The organism is Caulobacter sp. BK020 (genome assembly GCF_004342605.1).
Lineage (GTDB): Bacteria > Pseudomonadota > Alphaproteobacteria > Caulobacterales > Caulobacteraceae > Caulobacter.
Window position 1 is genome coordinate 77,526 of sequence record NZ_SLZL01000020.1, and the last position, 18,498, is coordinate 96,023.

Genomic DNA, 18,498 nt, shown 5'->3' on the forward strand with positions numbered 1-18,498 from the left:
TCAGAAAGACGCCCGATCGATCGAGCATCCGCGAACTTCGACCAAGCTCGGCTTGGGTCCCGACTTTCGTCGGGATGAGCGGAGTTTGGGGGCGGCCCTACTCTTCCTCTTCGACCCGGGCGCCCGCGACGCCGAGAGACTTGAGTTTCCGGTGCAGGGCCGACCGCTCCATGCCGATGAAGTTGGCGGTGCGCGAGATGTTGCCGCCGAACCGCAGGATCTGGGCGTTGAGATATTCCCGCTCGAACAGCTCGCGGGCCTCGCGCAGCGGCAGGGCGATGATCCGCTCGGCGCCGATCGCCCCGGCGTTGCCGCCGGACGGCTGCTCGTTGGCGTTCAGCATCTCGGCGGTGATCAGGTCGCCGGGCTCGCCCGAAGCCAGGATCAGCATCCGTTCGACGTTGTTGCGCAGCTGGCGGACGTTGCCGGGCCAGGCCTGGACCTGCAGCGTCGCCAGGGCGTCCTCGCCCAGCCGCCGCCGCTGCAGGCCGGTGGCCTCGCAGACGCGGTCGATGAAGTAGCTGATCAGTTCGGGGATGTCCTCGCGGCGCTCCGACAGGCCGGGCACCCGCACGGGAACCACGTTCAGGCGGTGGAACAGGTCCTCGCGGAACCGGCCGGCGGCGATCTCGTCGCGCAGCTCGCGCGAGGTGGACGAGATCACCCGCACGTCGACCTGGACATCGCTGTCGCCGCCCACCCGCCGGAAGCGCTGCTCGACCAGGACCCGCAGGATGCGGCTCTGGGTCTCGCGCGGCATGTCGGCCACCTCATCGAGATAGAGGGTGCCGCCGTGGGCCCGCTCGAACACGCCGATCTTGCGCGGGCGACCGCCCTCGCCTTCCTCGCCGAACAGCTCGACGTCCAGGCGCTCGGGCGCCATGCCCGCGGCGCTGACGGCCACGAACTCGTTGCGCGAACGGCTGCTGGAGCCGTGGATCAGCCGGGCCACCAGTTCCTTGCCCGAGCCGGGCGGGCCCGAGACCAGCACGCGGCTGTTGGCCGGGGCGACCTTGGCGATCAGCTGGCGCAGGGCCTGGGCCGCCGCCGACTTGCCCATCAGGCCGTCGGAGCTGAAGCTCTGCACCCGCAGGCGACGATTTTCTCGTTTAAGATTCGCGGCCTCTAGAGCGCGCTCAACCACCAGCAGCAGGCGGTCGGACTTGAACGGCTTTTCCAGGAACTCGTAGGCGCCGCGCTTGATGGCGCTGACGGCGGTCTCGATGTTGCCGTGGCCCGAGATCATGATCACCGGCAGGTCGGGATCCAGGGCCTTGACCATGTCGAGCAGCTCCAGCCCGTCCATGCCTCCGCCCTGCATCCAGATGTCCAGCACCAGCAGCGCGGGCTTGCGGGCCCGCAAGGCCGCCAGCGCCTGGTCGGAGTCGGCCGCCACCCGCACCGCGTAGCCCTCATCCTCCAGGATGCCGGCCACCAGTTCGCGGATGTCGACCTCGTCGTCGACCACAAGCACGTCAGCGCTCATATCATCTCCTCTACGCCGTTCTGGGCGTTGGCGGCGGCGAGCCGCGCGGTCGTGGGGAACTTCAGGATGACCCGGGCGCCGGTTCCGTTCAGCGCGTCGGTCAGGACCAGTTCGCCGTCATGGTCCTCCATGATCCGCTTGACGATCGCCAGCCCAAGGCCGGTGCCCTTCTCGCGGGTCGTGACATAGGGTTCGGTCAGGCGGTCGCGGTCCTTGGCGGGCAGGCCCACGCCGTTGTCCTCGACCACCAGGCACAGGTGCTCGTCGTCCGAGACCAGGCTGGCGGCGATGCGGCCCGGCGGCTCCGGCGAGACGTGGCGGCGAGCGCCGACCGCCTCGCCGGCGTTCTTGAGGATGTTGGTCAGCGCCTGGCCCACCATCCGCGCGTCGCAGCTGACCCAGACGTCGTCGCCGGGCTCTTCGAGGGTCACCTCGGTCTCGGTGTCGACGAAACGCTGGGCGAACACCGCCTGGCGCAGCATCTCGGTCAGGTCGGCGGGGGCGAAGCGCGGGGCCGGCATCCGGGCGAAGGCCGAGAACTCGTCGACCATCCGGCCGATGTCGCCGACCTGGCGGATGATGGTCTCGGTGCAGCGGTCGAAGGTGTCCAGGTCGCCGGTGATGTCCTTGCGGTACTTGCGGCGGATCCGTTCGGCCGACAGCTGGATCGGGGTCAGCGGGTTCTTGATCTCGTGGGCGATGCGCCGGGCCACGTCCTTCCAGGCGGCGTTGCGCTGGGCGGCCATCAGGCGAGTGATGTCGTCGAAGGTCAGCACCAGGGTCTCGGCCGCCTGGCCGGCGCCGCGGAACCGCAGCCGCCGGGTCTCGCCGCCGCGCATCACGTCGATCTCGACCTCGGCGTTGGGACGGCCGCCGCTGATCTCCTGGATCACGGTCTCCAGCTCGGGCGCGACCTCGACCAGGGGCTGGCCCACGGCGCTCTCGTCCAGGGCCAGCAGGTCGCCGGCCCGGCGGTTGAGGGCGGTGATCCGGCCCGTGGCGTCCAGGCCGACGACGCCCGCGCTGACGCCGGACAGCACGGTCTCGATGAACTGCCGCCGCGACTCGGCGTCGAGGCTGGCCACCCGCAGGGCGGCCTGCTGGGCCTGCAGGTCGGTGGTCATCATGTTGAAGGCCACCGACAGGGCGCGGATCTCCTCGGGGCCGGTCTCGACGTCGACCCGGGCGTCCAGGTCGCCGGCCGACACCCGGCCCGCGGCCTGCACCAGGCCCGAGACCGGGGCGGCGATCGAGTTGGCGGCGGCGATGCCCACCCAGACGGCCGCGACCAGCACCAGCAGCGCGGTCTCGATGTAGCTGAGGCCGAAGATCACCTGGATCCGGTCCTGGTTCTTGGCCGCCTCGCGATACGAGATCAGCGATTCCTCGGACTCGATCAGGTGGGCCAGGATGCCCTTGTCGATCGGCCGGGCGACGTAGAGGTAGGCGTCGGGGAAGGCCTTCAGTCGATAGAGGGCGCGGAACAGGTCCTCGTCGACGAAGCGCTGCGAGGTGATGTCGCCGTCGTCGGTCCGCCGGAAGCTGGACGGCGGCGGGGCCAGGAACGGCGGCGCCGTCTCGCTCTCGGCCCGCGCCAGGATCCGCCCGTCACGGTCCAGCACATAGGCGGCCGAGAAGCCGTTCTCCTCCATGTGCTCCTTCATGTAGTGCCCGAAGGCGACCGGCGAATCGGCCAGGGTCGGGGCGGCCAGGTTCAGCACGCCGGCCATCGGCCCGACGTGCTGGCTGATATATTCCGTCTGTTCGCTGACATAGGAGCGCGCCACGGTAGCGGAGTTCTCGACCACGGTGCGCACGCGCTCGCTGAACCAGGCGTCGACGCCGCGATTGACCAGCACGCCGAAGAACAGGGCCACGATCACCGCCGGGGCCACCGCGGCCACCGAGAACAGGCCCACGAACCGCAGGTGCAGGCGCGCGCCGGCGTCGCTGGCCCGGGCGTCGACCATGTCCAGCAGCCGCCAGCCGACGACGCCGGCGATGCAGAGGATTAGGGCCAGGTTGAAGCCCAGGACCACGAGGATGACGGTGGTGGCCGGTCCGATCGGTCCGGTGGCTGGCGGCGACGAGGCGAGGAACACCGCCGTGGCCGTCAGGGCGATGGCCAGGCCGTAGGCGCTTCCCAGCGTAAACCGCGACCGCAGCAGCTCGCGCCACCAGGCCCGGCTGAACCGGGTCGGCGGTCCTTCAAGCTCCAGTACGGATGGAACGGACGCCATTGACCAAGTTTAAGGGGGACTGTGCCCTAAACTCAACAGGCATGTGCTAATTAAGCGTCAGCGCGCGGATCAGCCCCGGGGCGACGACCCTTCTTGGAAGGCCGTCGCCGTGAATCAGCGCCGGCCGCGGGTCATCTCCACGCCCAGGTCCTGGATCTTCTTGCGCAGGGTGTTGCGGTTGAGTCCCAGGATCTCGGCGGCCCGCACCTGGTTGCCGCGCGTGGCCGACAGGGTCAGCTGGATCAGCGGACGCTCGACCTCCTGCAGAACCCGATCATAGAGGCCGGCGGCCGGCACGCCGTCGGGCTGGTCGGCGAAGTGCGACGACAGGTGGCGCTCCACCAGGCTGGCCAGGGTGACGGGTCCCTCATCGGCGTGGGCGGCGGGAGTGTGGTCCTGCAGCTCGCGATCGACGATCCGGGCGGTGATCAGCTCCTCGGCATAGAGGGCGCACATCCGCCGGACCAGGTTTTCCAGCTCGCGCACATTGCCCGGCCAGGCGTGGCTCTTCATGCGGTCGAGCGCGCTCTGGTCGATGGTCTTGGCCGGAAGGCCCTCGCGGTTGGCGCGCAGCAGGAAGGTGCGGGCCAGGTCCGGAATGTCTTCGGTGCGGTCGCGCAGCGGCGGCAGGCGCACGGGCGCGACGTTGAGACGGAAGAACAGGTCCTCGCGGAACAGCCCCTGCTGGATCAGCCCGCGCAGGTCGCGATTGGTGGCGGCGATGATCCGGACGTTGGGACGGCGGCCGGTCTTGGGGTTGAGCACCGGCTCGGTGCCGTCGATCACCCGCAGCAGGCGTGTCTGGGCGTCCAGCGGCATGTCGCCGATCTCGTCCAGGAACAGGGTGCCGCCATCGGCCTCGATCAGGCGGCCCATGTCGCCCTCGCCGCGCCCGAACAGCTCGGTCTCGACGCGCTCGCGCGGCACGGCGGCCAGGTTGATAACCACGAACTTGCCGTCGCGACGGCGGCCCAGCTCGTGCAGGGCGCGGGCCACCAGCTCCTTGCCGGTGCCGCTTTCGCCGAGGATCAGCACCGTCAGGTCGGCGCCGACCAGGCGGGCGATCGTGCGATAGACCTCCTGCATCGGGGCCGAGCGGCCGATCAGCGGCAGGCGCTCGTCGCGCATGGCCCGGGCCTGGGCCTTGGAGGCCTCGGCGTCGGCCGGCCGCGACAGGGCCCGGCGCGCGGCGGCGGTGACGTCGTCGAGGTCGAACGGCTTGGAGACGTACTCGAACGCCCCGGCGTCGGCGGCGTTGACCGCCGTCAGCAGGGTGTTCTGGGCGCTCATCACGATGATCGGCAGCTTGGGCCGCTCCTTGCGGATGCGCGGCAGCACGTCGAAGACGTTCTCGTCGGGCATCATCACGTCGGTGACGATCAGGTCGCCCTCGCCGTCGGTCACCCATTTCAGCAGGGTCGTGGCGTTGCCCGTCGCCCGGACCTGATAGCCCAGACGGGTGAAGGCCTGGCTGAGCACCAGCCGCACCGAGCTGTCGTCGTCGGCGATCAGGATCTTCTTGCTGGCGGCGTTCATGCGTGGGCGTCTCCAGTGGAGGGGGCAAGCTTTCCGTTGGCCATCGGCAGCAGCACGCGGAACACCGTGCGGCCGGGCTCGGAGTCGAAGTCGATCAGGCCGCCGTGGCTGGTCACCAGCTTGGTGACCAGGGCCAGGCCGAGGCCCGTGCCGTTGGCCTTGGTGGTGACGAACGGCTGGAACAGGTGGTCGCGCAGGCTGGCGGGCACGCCCGGGCCGTTGTCCTGCACGCGGATTTCGATCGGCGCGCCGGCCGTGGCCTTGCCGTCGGCGCCCCGCACCCGCACGCCCGGACGCCAGGCGGTGTGGATCGACAGGATGCCCTGGCCGTCGCCGCGCGCGTGGGCGGCCTCGGCCGCGTTCTTGACCAGGTTCAGGAACACCTGGATCAGGTGGTCCTCGTCGCCCCAGACGTCCGGCAGCGACGGGTCGTAGTGCTCCTGCAGGGCCAGGCCGTCGGCCACGCCGTTGACCACCAGGGCCCGGACGCGGTCCAGCACCTGGTGGATGTTGACCGCCTCGCGTGGGCCGGGAACCTCGTCGGAGAAGGCCTCCATGCGGTCGACCAGCCGGCGGATGCGGTCGGTCTCGTCGACGATCAGCTGGGCCAGGGGCTGGTCGGCGGCGCTGGCCCCGGTCTTCAGCAGCTGGGCCGCGCCGCGGATGCCGGCCAGCGGGTTCTTGATCTCGTGGGCCAGCATGCGGCCCAGGCCGACCACCGAGCGCAGGCCGGCGGCGTCCGAGGCCCGCTCGACGCCCAGCACGCCCTTGACGTGCAGGGTCATCAGCACCGAACCGTCGCCCAGCGGCGCGGCCGCGCCGTCGGCCTCGAACGGCGGCTGGCCGAACAGGTTGACCTCGACCCCGTGCTCGCGGACCAGGGCCCCTTCGAACAGGGCCCGGTCCATCATCGAGACCAGCACCGAGCCCGGCGGCAGGGCGGCGCGGAACCGGCCGCGGGCCAGCAGCGACAGGCCCTGGCCGAACAGGGCCTCGGCCGCCTCGTTGACCGCCACCAGCGCCCCGTCGCGATCAACCACCAGGGCCGGCTCGGGGCTGAGGTCGAACGCCGCGATCTTCAGGCTGTCGGCGACCTTGGCCGAGGGGACGCGGGCGTGATCGCTCATGCGGCCAGCCTCCGGTCGTCCAGTCCCAAGTCCCCAAGCCACAGGGCGGCCAGGCCGTCCTCGATCGCGGCGGGATCCTCCAGCCGGCACAGGGCGGCGCGGGCGGCGCGGCGCGCCTCCTCGCTGTCGGGCCACGGCGCGGCCTCGATGTAGGACGCCAGGTGCTTGCGGAACATCTTCAGGCCCAGCTTGCCGCCGTAGAAGTCCAGGCTGCGGCGGAAATGGGTGACGGCGATGGCCAGGCGCTCCCCGGCGTCCGGCTCGCGGAAGCCCTCGCCCCGCAGCGCCGCCTCGATCGCCTGGGCGATCCACGGGCGGCCATAGACGCCGCGCCCGATCATCACCCCGTCGGCGCCGGACTGGTCGAGCGCCGCCTGGGCGGTGTCGCCGTCGACGATGTCGCCATTGACCAGCACTGGCACGTCGACCGCCCGTTTGACCGCCGCGACGGCCTCCCAATCGGCTTGGCCCTTGTAGAACTGGCAGCGGGTGCGGCCATGGACGGTGATCGCCTTCGCCCCGGCCTCGACGGCCCGGCGGGCGATGTCGGCGGCGTTGCGGCTGTCGTCGTCCCAGCCCAGGCGCATCTTGACGGTGACGGGAACATCCACCGCCTCGGCCGCGGCGGCCACCAGGGCCTCGGCCAGGTCGGGCTCGCGCATCAGGGCCGAGCCCGAAGCGGCGCCCTTGGTGACTTCTTTGGCGGGGCAGCCGAAGTTCAGGTCGATGATCTGGGCCCCGGCGTCGGCGGCCATCCGCGCGCCCTGGGCCATGAAGCCGGGATCACGGCCCACCAGCTGGACGACCATCAGCGGCAGGCCGTCGCCCACCGCGGCGCGGCGCACCACGTCGGGCCGGCCGCGGGCGAACTCGGCGCAGGCGACCATTTCCGTCGCCACATAGGCGGCGCCCAGGCGGCTGGCCGTTTCCCGAAAGGGCAGGTCCGAAACACCCGTCATCGGCGCGATCCATACGCGCCCGGGCACCTCGACCTTGCCGACTGTGAGACCGTTGCTCATTTTCTATACATCCCCGTCGCACTCTTTTTAGGCATATTGTGCGGCGCCGTAAAGCCTCCTTCTCTGGACAAGTTAATTTGGCTCGCTAAACAGCCCCAATGACCTTCTCCGCCGTCATCGTCGCCGCCGGTTCCGGCGTCCGGGCAGGGCCCGGCCAGGCCAAGCAATGGCGTAGGCTGGCGGGGAAAACCGTGCTGCGCTGGTCGGCGGAAGCCCTGCTGGCCGGCGGCGCGCAAAAGCTCGTGATCGTTGCGGATTCGCAGGCGCGGCCGGTCCTGGATGTGGCGATGAAGGGCCTGGCGGGCTGGACGACGACGCCCGGCGGCGCGACTCGCGCCCTCTCCGTCCAGGCCGGCCTGGCCGCCCTCGCCGACCGTCCGGCCGACGAGCCCGTCCTGATCCACGACGCCGCCCGACCCTTTCTCGGCGCCGCAACAATCAGAGCGGTACTGGAGGCCCTCGACGACGCGGATGGCGCGATTCCGGCCTTGCCCGTGGCCGATACGCTGAAAAGCGGGGCGCTCGAGTCCAACGTTGTCACGAAACCGCGAAACGACCTGTGGCGGGCCCAGACTCCGCAGGCGTTCCGTCGCGACCGCCTGCTGGCCGCCTACGCCGCCTGGGAAGGGCCCGACGAGCCCACCGACGACGGCCAGGTGGTCGAGCGCCATGGCGGCCGCGTCGTGGTCACGCCCGGCGACCCGATGCTGATGAAACTGACCTATCCGGAGGACTTCGCCATGGCCGAACAGCTCGCCGGCCGCGCCAGGCTCACCCGGATGGGCCAGGGCTTCGACGCCCATCGCTGGGGCCCGGGGGAATCGGTCTGGCTGTGCGGCGTGGAGATCGCCCATAAAGAGACCCTGATCGGCCACTCCGACGCCGACGCCGGCCTGCACGCCCTGACCGACGCCATTCTCGGCGCGATCGGCAAAGGCGACATCGGCGACCACTTCCCGCCCACCGATCCGCAATGGAAGGGCGCTTCCTCCGACCGGTTCCTGGCCCACGCGGTCGACCTGGTTCGTCAACGCGGCGGGGCCCTGGTCAATGTCGACGTGACGCTGATCTGCGAGCGGCCGAAGATCAAGCCGCACCGGGCGGCGATGCGCGCGCGCTTGGCGGAGATCCTGGACCTGCCGCTCGACCGGGTCAGCGTCAAGGCGACCACTACCGAGGGCATGGGCTTCACGGGTCGCGGCGAAGGCCTGGCCGCCCAGGCGATCGCGGTGGTCGAGACGCCGGCCTGAGCGTCGGCCACGGCCGCGCTGGAACGAAGGCCCCGATCAGCCGAGCTTGCTGACCTCGCGGACGACTTCCAGGAACGCCCGCAGGGCCAGCGGCGCGGCGCGATGTCCGGGATAGTAGACCGCCACGGCCTCCGTCGGGGGCAGCCATGCCGCCAGGACCTCACGCACCTGTCCCGCCGCGAGCGCCGCCGCCGCGGCCGGCTCGGCCACATAGGCCACGCCCAGCCCCTCGGCGGCGGCCTCGACCATCAGGTCCTCGTCGTCGAGGATGACCGATCCGGCGGTTTCGATCGTCATGACCTGGCCGTCTCGCTCGAACTCCCAGCGATAGAGCCTGCCGCTCGGCAGGCGATGGCCAATGCAACGATGGTCCCTGAGGTCGTCGGGCGTGGCGGGCACGCCGGCGCGGTCCAGATAGCCGGGTGAGGCGACGCACAGGAACCGTAGCGGACGGGTCAGCGGAACGGCGATCATGTCGCGCGGGATCGACTCTACGAGCCGCACCCCGGCGTCGAAGCCGCCGGCCACGATGTCGATCAGCGCGCCTTCGACAACAAGGTCCACGGTCACGTCGGGATGGCGTTGCGACAGGCGCGGGAGGACTTGCTGCACGATCAGCGCCGCCGCCACGCGCGGCGCGTTGATCCGCACGACCCCCGCCACCCCGCCACGGAACCCCGCCACGCTCTCCAGGGCCTCGTCGAGCGAAGCGAGCGCCGGCTGCAGGCGAACCAGCAGCTGAGAGCCGGCCTCGGTCGGTGAAACGCTCCGGGTGGTGCGGTTGAGCAGCCGCATGCCCATGCGCGCCTCGAGGGCCCGCATCGTATGGCTCAGGGTGGACGGCGCGACGCCCAGTTCATCGGCCGCGCGACGGAAGCTCCGGCGCGTGGCGACGACCACAAAGGCCGTCAGGTCGTTGAGCGAAGGTCGCGACATTGATGGCATTTTTGCATCAACTCATGCGCATTTCAAAGCCTTACCCAGCAATTGCTCGGCCTTTATCTCGCGGATCGGCGGTTCGCCCCGCCAGACCCCACGAAAGGAACGAGACATGACCAAGCCCGACGCGATCTTCCCCGCCGGTCGCCAGGCCCTCTACGAGATCTACGGATATTCGGCCGCGATCCGCTCCGGGGACCTGCTCTTTGTTTCCGGACAGGTCGGGAGCCGTGAGGACGGCTCGCCGGAACCCGTTTTCGAAGACCAGGTCCGCCGCGCGTTCGCCAATCTTCGGGCGGTCCTGGCCGCCGCCGGTTGCGACCTCGCCGACGTGGTGGACGTGACCACCTTCCATACCGATCCGGAGACGCAGATCGATACGGTGCTGGCGGTTCGCGCCGAGGAGATCGGCGATCCGCCCTACCCGAACTGGACCGCGGTCGGGGTGACCTGGCTCGCCGGCTTCGATTTCGAGATCAAGGCCATCGCCCGCATTCCCCGGTGACCGCCGGCTCGGTGCAAGCCGCGTGCTTAGGCCCTGGGCCTGGGTAAAGAGCACGTCGGGGGATGACGGACTCAGGGACGGCCGCCAAGATGGTTCCAAGGAGTCTCCCCATGTTCCCGCTCGAAATCCAGACCCTGGCCCGCCTGCTGATCGACGAGGCGCGCCAGAGGTCGCTGCGGCTGGTCACGGCCGAGAGCTGCACCGGCGGCCTGGTGGCGGGCGCGATCTGCAACATCGCCGGGGCGTCCGACGTCTTCGAGCGCGGCTTCGTCACCTACACCAACCGGGCCAAGTCCGAGATGCTGGGCGTGCCGGGCGACCTGATCGCCGACCACGGGGCGGTGTCGGAGGTGGTCGCGCGGATGATGGCCGAAGGCGCGCTGGAGGCCAGCAACGGTCACGTGGCCGTGGCGATCACCGGCGTCGCCGGACCGGGCGGCGGCTCGCCGCTGAAGCCGGTGGGCACGGTGCACTTCGCCGTGGCCCGCGCCAACCGCTCGGTCGTCCATCGCCACGAGCTGTTCGACGGCGAGACTCGCGAAGGCGTGCAGCTGGCCGCGGTGCGCACGGCGCTGGAGATGCTGCGCGAGGCGGTGGCCTAGATGCCGGAGGCCGCGCCCAGCGACTGGCGGCGCTTCGTCGGGCTGGAGCTTTCCCGCAGCGCCCTGGCCAAGGCGGCGGCGCGCAAGACCGAGCTGCGCCACGCGGTCCGGGTGTCGGCGGCGGTCGTGGCCGCCTACGCCCTGGCCACCCTGCTGCGCCTGCCCCAGGGCTATTGGGCGGTGTTCACGGCCGTGATCATCGTCCAGTCCAGCCTGGGCGCGACGATCACCGCCTCGATCGAGCGGCTGATGGGCACGGTGGTCGGCGCGGCGGCCGGAGCCGGGGCCGCCATGCTGCACGCCCGCTGGCCCGAGGCCGGCGGACCGATCCTGGCGGTCACTGCGGCCCTGCTGGCCTTTCTCGCCGCCGTCCGCCCGGCCTTCAAGGTGGCGCCGGTCACCGCCGTGATCATGCTGATCGGCACGACCACCCACCTGGACCCGCTGGTCGCCGCCGTCCTGCGCGTGGCCGAGATCACGGTCGGCAGCGTGGTCGGCATCGCCGCCACCCTGCTGATCTTCCCGGCCCGGGCCCACGCCACGGTGGTCGACAGCGCGGACACGGTGGCCGGCCTGCTGGCCGAACTGCTGGAGCATTACGCTCTGAAGCTGAAGGGCGGCGCGACCGAGCTGGAGGCTCGCGGCCACTACGACGATACGCTCAAGGCCCTGTCCAAGCTGCAGACCGCCATGACCGAGGCCGAGCGCGAGAGCGCCAGCCGGCTGAGCGACCATTCGGTCACCGACGCCCTGCCCCGCACGCTGTGGAGGCTGCGCAACGACTGCGTGATGATCGGCCGGGCGCTGCGCGAGGCCTTCCCCTCGCCGGGCCTGGCCCTGCCCTCGGCGGCCATGCTGAACGCCAGCGCGATCTTCCTGCGGGCCTGCGCGGCCCTGTTGTCGGGCGGCCCGCGCCCGGACCGCCTGGCCTTCGCCGAGGCGCACCAGGCCTTCCAGGCCGCCGTCGAGACCTTGCGGGCCGGCGGCGGCACGCGAGCCCTGGCCTTCGACGACGCGGCCCGGGTGTTCGGCCTGGTGTTCGCCATCGAAAACCTGTTCGGCAATCTCGGCGACTTCGAGGAACGGGTCGAGGAGACCGTCGGCAAGCGGGGATGAGGTGGACGCGCCGTGCGTCCTTCGAGGCCCGCTGCGCGGGCGCCTCGGGATGAGGAGCGTTTTTGCTGTAGCTCCGCCCTACCCCGCCAGGTACGGCTTGTAGCTCTTTTCCTCGACGATGTCCGAGCCCGCCAGCAGGTTGATCTGGCGCTTCACGGCGGCGCGGCGGTCGTTGTCGATATAGACGCGGCGGGCCAGCTCGACGAACTTCGGCCCGAAGTCCTGGCGGCGCTCGCAGTCCCGCTTGCCGTCCTCGATGTCCCACAGGGCGGCGTTGATCTCGGTCAGCTGGGCGATCAGGTCTTCCAGCTCCGGCGAATGCTGGAGTTCGCGGGCGGCGGTCTCCTCCAGCAAGGCCAGCTCGGCCTTGACGTTGGCCTCCTTGGCCGGATCGCCGATCCGTATCGCCTTGACCCGCAGGATGGTGATCTTGTCGATCAGCTCGCCGGCCGAGACGGGCGCCAGGATGGGCATTTCACGAAACTCCGGCGATCAGGCCTTGCAGGGCCGCGTCCACCACATCCAGCGGCAGGGCGGCCATGTCGTCTCCGTAGTCCTCCGCGACCAGCAGCTCAAGGCGCTGGGCGGCGGGGCGGAACTTGACGGCCTTGCGGCGGTCCTTCTGCAGCGACAGCAGGGGCGCGCCGCCGGCCGCCAGCATGTGGCCGGGACCGGCGTCGTTGGCCACCGCGGCGGTCAGGCGGCCGGCCAGGGCGATGGCCAGCAGCGGGCCTTTCACCTCGGGAAAGCCGTCGGTGCGATCCGCCTCCGGGAACAGGGCCTGCGGGACCGCCTCGCGCGCCGTCTGGGCGTCGGCCGCCTCGTCGGGGCCGAAGAAGAACACCGCCTTGCGGCCGGACGCCTGGATACGGCGGGCCAGCTCCAGATAGCGGTCCAGCGGCCAGCGCTTGTCCTGGCCGCCCGCGCCCGGCGCCAGGCCCACATAGACCGGGCCGCCGTAGTGGGCGGTGGGCAGCAGGGCGCGGGCGGCGTTGGCGGCGTCGGGATGGAACAGGGCCAGCGAACGCGGCGCGCCGGCGCCGTCGGTGGCCAGGGCCAGCAACCGCGCCAGGCGCTCGACCACGGCGACCGGCCAATCGGGCTTGCGCGCCTCGGCCGCGGCCGAGACGAAGCGCCCCCTGGCGGCCCGGCGGGCGACCAGGCTGCGGCGGGCGTTCTCCTGGGTGTCGATCACCAGATGGAAGGTCCGCCCGCCGAACGGCCTGACCCAGGGCAGCACGTCCAGGGCTGCGTCGCCCGTCGGGCCGTCGGTCAGGATCTCGTCGATATAGCCGGCCGTCACGGCCTTCAGCGGCCCGGCATAGACCGTCTGGCCCTTGGCGGCGCACCAGGTGATCCGCGCCTGGGGGAAGGCGGCGCGCAGGCCGGCGATGAACGGCAGCTTGATCAGGCCGTCGCCGATCACCTCGCCCATCGAATAGATCAGGATCGACTGGACCATGGCCCGGCTTAGGCCGCCGCCCGCGCCGGGGTCAACGGCGGATTGACCGATGTGAGTAATCACTTGCATCGATCCAAGGCCATGCTAAGGTCCCCCCATGAACGCCAAGCCCAGGATCGAACGCGCCGCCCTCGAGGTCTTCGTCGACCGGGGCGTCGACGCGGCCACCACCAAGCTGATCGCCGCCAAGGCCGGGGTGTCGGAGGGCGCGATCTACCGCCACTGGAAGAGCAAGGACGAGCTGGCCGTGGGCCTGTTCATGACCACCCACCGCCGCCTCTCGGACCTGATCGCGGTCAACGCCGAGATGGCGACCGGCATCCAGGCCAAGGCCGCCGCCGTGGTCCGCGCCTATTGCACCGTGGCCGACGAGGACTGGCTGCTGTTTTCCTTCCACCTGCTGCAGCTGCACCACTTCCTGCCCTACTACCAGGAGGACGGCCGCGACCCGGTGACCATGGTCGAGGGCCTGGTCAAGCGGGCGATGATCGAGACGGAACTGCCCCCGGGCGACCCGCGGGTGATCGCCGCCATGGCCATCGGCGTGATCACCCAGACCGCCCAGAACAAGGCCTATGGCCGGCTGGGCGACGACGCCCTTTCGGCCCACGCCCCCCTGATGACCGCGGCCGTCCAGGCCGTGCTCTCCGCCCGTTAACAGGAACCAGAGCCATGCGCAGCGCGCTGTTCAACGCCTACTACTGGGTGCTGTCGATCTTCTACGGCCTGTCAGCCGCCCTCTCCGCCCTGCTCCCGGGCCGCCGGCCGATCGCCTTCGCCCTGCGGCTCTACAGCCGCCGGATGATCTGGGCGCTGCGCACCTTCGCCGGGATCAGCATCGAGCTGAAGGGCCAGGAAAACCTGCCGCAGGGCGCCTTCATCATCGCCGCCAAGCACCACAGCTGGGGCGACGGCTTCGTGATGTTCGCCCATGTCGACAATCTCAGCTTCGTGACCGGCGACCATCTGGAGAAGTTCCCGCTGGTCGGGGCGATTCTCAAGAAGTTCGGGGCCATAGTCGTCGACAGCTGCGGCGGGCCCGAAGCGCGCAGGGCGCTGTCGCAAAGCGCCGCCCAGGTGGCCGCCGAGGGCCGCCGCATCCTGATCTATCCGGAAGGCCACCTGGCCGCGCCTGGAGAGCGGTTCCGCTACCGAACCGGCGTCTATCACATGAGCCGCGACTTCGGCCTGCCGGTGGTGCCGGTGGCGACCAATCTGGGCTGTTTCTGGCGGCAGACCGACAAGAAGAAGACCCCCGGCATGGCGACCATCGAGTTCCTGCCGCCCCTGCCCCAGGATCTCTCCAAGGCCGAGTTCATGGCCCGGATGGAAGACGTCATCGAGACCCGCACCAACCAGCTGATCGCCCAGGCGCGCGGCGAGCCGGTCCGGCCGTCGGTGCTGGTGGAATGGAACGGGCGGGAGAATGTGGCGGCTACTCACACCAAGGCGGTGGCTTGACGTGCTGACGCTGCTCCTCATGGAGGCTTTCTGGGCCGGCGCGATCTATCTGACTGCACGGAAATTTGGCCTGCGGCCACGACCGGTCGTCATTCCGCTCGTGCTGGCGTCAGCGTTTCCGGTGCTTGCCGCCGAGGCTTGGGCCACGGTCTTCCGCGTGGAACCTGGGTCCGCGACGGCGGATCGGCCCGACTTAGTCGTCGATATGCTCTCGTACCTGTTTTACGCCAGCATCCCGCTCAGCCTGGGCGTCCTCGCATTCGCCAAAGGGTACCGGATCGCGGCGACGGTTTTCGCCCTACCGCAAATTCCCTTGGCTTGGTTGGTCGGGTTTCTTGGCGTCATGCAAGTTACCGGCGTCTGGATTTGATCACAGCTCGACCGGGCACTCCGCCGGCACGGGCATGAACGTCCCGTCCTCCCGACGCCTGTCGAAATGCTTCGTCGCGCAGCCGGTCGAGCACAGGATCCCCGTATCCGACCAGTACAGCGGCGCATGGTCCTCGTGGCGGAAGGCCGGTGCGCCCCAGGCCAGGCCGCACTCCACGCAGGCGGGCGTCCGGGTCAGCATCAGTCCAGGGCCTCGGCCGCCGGCTGGATCGTCACGCTTTCGCCGCAACCGCAGGCGTCGGTTTCGTTGGGATTGTTGAACACGAACTTCGAGGACAGCTTGGTGGTCTCGTAGTCGATCACCGTGCCGATCAGGAACAGCACGGCCTTGGGCTCGATCAGGATGGTCACGCCCTGGTCCTCGACCACCTCGTCGATCGGCCCCTTCTCGGCGGCGTATTCGAAGACGTATTCCTGGCCCGCGCAGCCGCCGTTCTTCACGCCCACCCGCAGGCCGGCATAGGGCCTGTCGGCCTTGGCCATGATCTCCTTGACCCGCGCGGCGGCGGCCGGGGTCAGGGTGACCACCTTGGGGCGCGGGCGGCGGGGACGTTGCGAGAGAGCGGCTTCCATGTGGGTTCAACCAGCCTAGAACATGTTCAGTTGCAGCTTGGCCTCGTCGCTCATCCGCGAGGGGTCCCACGGCGGCTCGAAGACCAGGTCGACGTGGCACGACTTGATGTCCGGGATCTCCATGACCGCGTCCTTGACCCAGCCCGGCATCTCGCCGGCCACCGGGCAGCCCGGCGCGGTCAGGGTCATGTCGATGGCCACGTCCTTCTCGTCGCTGACGTCGACCTTGTAGATCAGGCCCAGTTCGTAGATGTCGACCGGGATCTCCGGGTCGAACACCGTCTTCAGCTTCTCGATCAGCTGGTCGGTCAGGCGATCGAGTTCGGCCTGAGGGATCGCGGAGGGGGCGGCCACGGAAGCGGATTGTTCGGTCATCGGGCTCAACTGAAGAAACTGCGGGCCTTGGCCAGCGCGTTCACGAACGCGTCGGCCTCGTCCAGGCTGTTATATAGGGCGAAGGAAGCGCGGGCGCTCGAGGTGACGCCGAACCGCTTCATCAGGGGCTCGGCGCAGTGGGTGCCGGCGCGGACGGCCACGCCGTAGCGGTCCAGCACCTGGGCCACGTCATGGGCATGGGCGCCCTCGACGACAAAGCTCAGCACCGCGCCCTTGCCCGGCGCCGTGCCCAGGATCCGCACGCCGTTGACGCCGTCCAGCTGGTCGACGACCCGCTGGTAGAGGGCATGCTCGTGGGCCAGGGCCGCGTCGCGGTCGATGGTGTTCAGCCATTCGATCGCCGCCCCAAGGCCGACGGCCTCGAGGATCGCCGGGGTGCCGGCCTCGAACCTGTGCGGCGGGTCGGCATAGGTGATCTTGTCCATCGACACGCTGCCGATCATCTCGCCGCCGCCCTGGTACGGCGGCAGGGCCGCCAGGCGCTCGGCCTTGCCGTACAGCACGCCGATGCCGGTGGGGCCGTACAGCTTGTGGCCGGAGAAGACGTAGAAATCGACGTCCAGGGCCTTCACGTCGACCTTGGAATGGACGATGGCCTGGCAGCCGTCCAGCAGCACCGGCGCGCCGGCCGCATGGGCCAGGCGGACGATCTCGGCGGCGTCGTTGATGGTGCCCAGCACGTTCGACATGTGGCTGATGGCCACCATCCGGGTGCGGTCGGACAGCAGACCCTTGTACGCCTCCATGTCGAGGCGGCCGTCGTCGGTGACCGGGACGAACTTCAGGACGACGCCGTAGCGCTCGCGCAGGAAGTGCCACGGCACGATGTTGGCGTGGTGCTCCATCTGCGAGATCACGATCTCGTCGCCGGCCTTCAGCGAGCGGCCGAAGGTGTCGGCGACCAGGTTCACCGCCTCGGTCGCGCTCTTGGTCCAGACGATTTCCGACGGCTGGGCGTTGATGAACTTCGCGACGGTTTCCCGTGCGTTTTCATAAGCCTGTGTCGTTTCGTTGGCCAGGGTGTGCAGGCCGCGGTGGACATTGGCGTAGCTGGTGCGGGCCAGGCCCGTCATCGCCTCAAGCACCGCCTCCGGCTTCTGGGCGCTGGCGGCGCTGTCCAGATAGACCAGCGGCTTGCCGTGCACCTGGCGGGCCAGGATCGGGAACTGGGCGCGGATCAGATCGACGTCGAAAGGGGCGTCAAAGGCCATCAGGCGCCTCTCCCCAGCTTGGCGGCCACCCAGGCGGCCGCCACCTCGCGCGCGCCCTCGTGCGCGATGCGCTCGACCACCTCGCCCAGGAAGGCCTCCGTCAGCATCGCCTTGGCTTCGGCCTCGGGGATGCCGCGCTGGCGGGCGTAGAAGATCTGCTCGTCGTCCAGCGCGCCGATCGTATTGCCGTGGGCGCAGGAAACGTCGTCGGCGAAGATCAGCAGCTCGGGCTTGGCGTCGACCTCGGCCCTGTCCGACAGGATCAGGGCGTGGTGGCCCATGCGGGCGTCGGTCTGGTCGGCGCCGGGCTGGACGATGATCCGCCCCTGGAACACGCCGCGCGCCTGGCCGTCGACGACGCCCTTGGTCAGCTGGCTGGTGGTCCCGTCGACGCCGCCGTGGGTGACGACCGTGGTCTGGTCGGCGTGGCGCTGGTCGGCCAACACATAGACGCCGTCCAGGCGGACGCGAGCATGGGCGCCGGGATGGTTGACCCGGGTCTCGATCCGCTGGCGGCGGGCCCCGGCGGTCAGGACGGTCTGGTTGAAGGTCGCGCCGGGGGCCAGGTCGACCTCTGCGGTGACCACGTCGATGGCCTCGGCGTCGTCGTCGACCAGCACGATGCGCTCGACGCGCGCGCCTTCGCCGACCGCGATGTCCAGGGCGACGTCCGAGAAATAGCCGGCCGCGCGGCCCTCGTGGCTTTCCAGCAGGACCAGGGTCGTGTCGGGCTCGACCACGATCGCGTAGGCGGCGGCGTGGGCGGTTCCCTCGCTGGCCGACACGAAGCGCAGGGCCAACACGTCGCCCGCGCCGCCGGCCGCGGCGGGGCGTTGGCGGCCGTTGACGAACAGGATTTCGTCGGCGGCCAGGCCGTCGAACGGGCTCTTGGCGACCTCGCCGTCGAAGGCTGGGGACGCCGGCGGTACGGTGCGCATCAGCCCGCGCAGGTCGGTCCAGCGCCAGTCTTCGTCGCGGCGCGACGGCAGCTGGGTCAGGTCGCCGGTCTTGAGGGCGGTGGCGAGGGTCATCGGAAGATGCTCCCCCTCTGGGGGAGCTGTCGCGAAGCGACTGAGGGGGTCGGCGCGGCGGGGGGGGGGGGGGGGGGGGGGGGGGGGGGGGGGGGGGGGGGGGGGGGGGGGGGGGGGGGGGGGGGGGGGGGGGGGGGGGGGGGGGGGGGGGGGG

Annotated in this window: 20 protein-coding genes; 7 read left to right on the forward strand and 13 right to left on the reverse strand. The window is 70.4% G+C overall.

Annotated features, from left to right (window positions below; genetic code table 11):
- Positions 1 to 97 precede the first annotated feature (97 nt).
- The 5 genes from EV278_RS20190 to dusB all read right to left on the reverse strand — a co-directional run bounded on the left by EV278_RS20190 (position 98) and on the right by dusB (position 7,408).
- A complete protein-coding gene (locus EV278_RS20190) occupies positions 98 to 1,486 on the reverse strand; it encodes a sigma-54 dependent transcriptional regulator (RefSeq protein ID WP_132095384.1) in 1,389 nt (462 codons plus the stop codon).
- Positions 1,483 to 3,726 carry a PAS domain-containing sensor histidine kinase gene (locus tag EV278_RS20195; RefSeq protein WP_165916718.1) on the reverse strand — a complete coding sequence of 748 codons (2,244 nt, stop codon included), beginning with the start codon at positions 3,724 to 3,726 and terminating at the stop codon, positions 1,483 to 1,485. The genes EV278_RS20190 and EV278_RS20195 overlap by 4 nt, the downstream gene beginning before the upstream one ends.
- A gap of 114 nt (positions 3,727 to 3,840) precedes the next feature.
- Positions 3,841 to 5,262 (reverse strand): sigma 54-interacting transcriptional regulator, encoded by a 1,422-nt coding sequence (locus tag EV278_RS20200; RefSeq protein ID WP_132095386.1) that lies wholly within the window; start codon positions 5,260 to 5,262, stop codon positions 3,841 to 3,843.
- Positions 5,259 to 6,389, reverse strand: coding sequence for an ATP-binding protein (locus EV278_RS20205; RefSeq protein ID WP_132095388.1), 1,131 nt, complete (start codon positions 6,387 to 6,389; stop codon positions 5,259 to 5,261). Before EV278_RS20205 ends, EV278_RS20200 begins: the two co-directional genes overlap by 4 nt.
- On the reverse strand, positions 6,386 to 7,408 hold the full coding sequence (dusB, locus tag EV278_RS20210) for a tRNA dihydrouridine synthase DusB (protein ID WP_132095390.1): 1,023 nt from the start codon (positions 7,406 to 7,408) through the stop codon (positions 6,386 to 6,388). The genes EV278_RS20205 and dusB overlap by 4 nt, the downstream gene beginning before the upstream one ends.
- A gap of 98 nt (positions 7,409 to 7,506) precedes the next feature.
- Between dusB and EV278_RS20215 the strand changes: the two genes are divergently transcribed.
- Positions 7,507 to 8,658, forward strand: a complete 1,152-nt coding sequence (locus EV278_RS20215; RefSeq protein WP_132095392.1) for a bifunctional 2-C-methyl-D-erythritol 4-phosphate cytidylyltransferase/2-C-methyl-D-erythritol 2,4-cyclodiphosphate synthase — start codon at positions 7,507 to 7,509, stop codon at positions 8,656 to 8,658.
- A 36-nt stretch (positions 8,659 to 8,694) separates the two neighbouring features.
- On the opposite strand, the gene EV278_RS20220 is transcribed toward EV278_RS20215, so the two are convergent.
- A complete protein-coding gene (locus EV278_RS20220; RefSeq protein WP_132095394.1) occupies positions 8,695 to 9,594 on the reverse strand; it encodes a LysR family transcriptional regulator in 900 nt (299 codons plus the stop codon).
- 115 nt (positions 9,595 to 9,709) lie between these two features.
- On the opposite strand from EV278_RS20220, the gene EV278_RS20225 reads away from it, so the two are divergent.
- From EV278_RS20225 to EV278_RS20235, 3 genes are all read left to right on the forward strand, one after another.
- Positions 9,710 to 10,102: a RidA family protein gene (locus EV278_RS20225; RefSeq protein ID WP_132095396.1), complete on the forward strand. Its 393-nt coding sequence runs from the start codon at positions 9,710 to 9,712 to the stop codon at positions 10,100 to 10,102.
- A 110-nt stretch (positions 10,103 to 10,212) separates the two neighbouring features.
- A complete protein-coding gene (locus EV278_RS20230) occupies positions 10,213 to 10,704 on the forward strand; it encodes a CinA family protein (protein ID WP_132095398.1) in 492 nt (163 codons plus the stop codon).
- The gene (locus EV278_RS20235; RefSeq protein ID WP_132095400.1) at positions 10,705 to 11,820 is read left to right on the forward strand and encodes an FUSC family protein; all 1,116 of its coding nucleotides are present in this window, start codon (positions 10,705 to 10,707) and stop codon (positions 11,818 to 11,820) included.
- A 78-nt stretch (positions 11,821 to 11,898) separates the two neighbouring features.
- Here EV278_RS20235 and EV278_RS20240 read toward each other — a convergent pair whose 3' ends face one another.
- Together EV278_RS20240 and EV278_RS20245 are read right to left on the reverse strand one after the other, a co-directional pair.
- Complete coding sequence (locus EV278_RS20240; RefSeq protein ID WP_132095402.1) at positions 11,899 to 12,294, reverse strand: DUF6165 family protein; 396 nt, start codon at positions 12,292 to 12,294, stop codon at positions 11,899 to 11,901.
- Position 12,295: 1 nt separating this feature from the next.
- The gene (locus tag EV278_RS20245; RefSeq protein WP_132095404.1) at positions 12,296 to 13,282 is read right to left on the reverse strand and encodes a glycosyltransferase family 9 protein; all 987 of its coding nucleotides are present in this window, start codon (positions 13,280 to 13,282) and stop codon (positions 12,296 to 12,298) included.
- 97 nt (positions 13,283 to 13,379) lie between these two features.
- Here EV278_RS20245 and EV278_RS20250 point away from each other — a divergent pair, with 97 nt between their 5' ends.
- The 3 genes from EV278_RS20250 to EV278_RS20260 are packed head-to-tail and all read left to right on the forward strand — an operon-like array spanning position 13,380 to position 15,113.
- On the forward strand, positions 13,380 to 13,940 hold the full coding sequence (locus EV278_RS20250; RefSeq protein ID WP_132095406.1) for a TetR/AcrR family transcriptional regulator: 561 nt from the start codon (positions 13,380 to 13,382) through the stop codon (positions 13,938 to 13,940).
- 14 nt (positions 13,941 to 13,954) lie between these two features.
- The gene (locus tag EV278_RS20255) at positions 13,955 to 14,743 is read left to right on the forward strand and encodes a lysophospholipid acyltransferase family protein (protein WP_132095408.1); all 789 of its coding nucleotides are present in this window, start codon (positions 13,955 to 13,957) and stop codon (positions 14,741 to 14,743) included.
- 1 nt (position 14,744) lies between these two features.
- Positions 14,745 to 15,113, forward strand: coding sequence for a hypothetical protein (locus tag EV278_RS20260; RefSeq protein ID WP_132095410.1), 369 nt, complete (start codon positions 14,745 to 14,747; stop codon positions 15,111 to 15,113).
- Here the strand turns inward: EV278_RS20260 and EV278_RS20265 are convergent, their stop codons facing one another.
- Genes EV278_RS20265 through sufD form a run of 5 tightly spaced genes read right to left on the reverse strand, consistent with a single transcriptional unit; the run spans position 15,114 to position 18,344 of the window.
- Complete coding sequence (locus tag EV278_RS20265) at positions 15,114 to 15,314, reverse strand: hypothetical protein (protein WP_132095412.1); 201 nt, start codon at positions 15,312 to 15,314, stop codon at positions 15,114 to 15,116.
- Positions 15,314 to 15,706, reverse strand: a complete 393-nt coding sequence (locus EV278_RS20270; RefSeq protein ID WP_132095414.1) for an iron-sulfur cluster assembly accessory protein — start codon at positions 15,704 to 15,706, stop codon at positions 15,314 to 15,316. Before EV278_RS20270 ends, EV278_RS20265 begins: the two co-directional genes overlap by 1 nt.
- Before the next feature lie 15 nt (positions 15,707 to 15,721).
- Positions 15,722 to 16,081, reverse strand: a complete 360-nt coding sequence (locus EV278_RS20275) for an SUF system Fe-S cluster assembly protein (RefSeq protein ID WP_132095416.1) — start codon at positions 16,079 to 16,081, stop codon at positions 15,722 to 15,724.
- A 5-nt stretch (positions 16,082 to 16,086) separates the two neighbouring features.
- Positions 16,087 to 17,313: a cysteine desulfurase gene (locus EV278_RS20280; protein ID WP_132095418.1), complete on the reverse strand. Its 1,227-nt coding sequence runs from the start codon at positions 17,311 to 17,313 to the stop codon at positions 16,087 to 16,089.
- Positions 17,313 to 18,344 (reverse strand): Fe-S cluster assembly protein SufD, encoded by a 1,032-nt coding sequence (sufD, locus tag EV278_RS20285; RefSeq protein ID WP_132095420.1) that lies wholly within the window; start codon positions 18,342 to 18,344, stop codon positions 17,313 to 17,315. The genes EV278_RS20280 and sufD overlap by 1 nt, the downstream gene beginning before the upstream one ends.
- Positions 18,345 to 18,498: the final 154 nt, after the last annotated feature.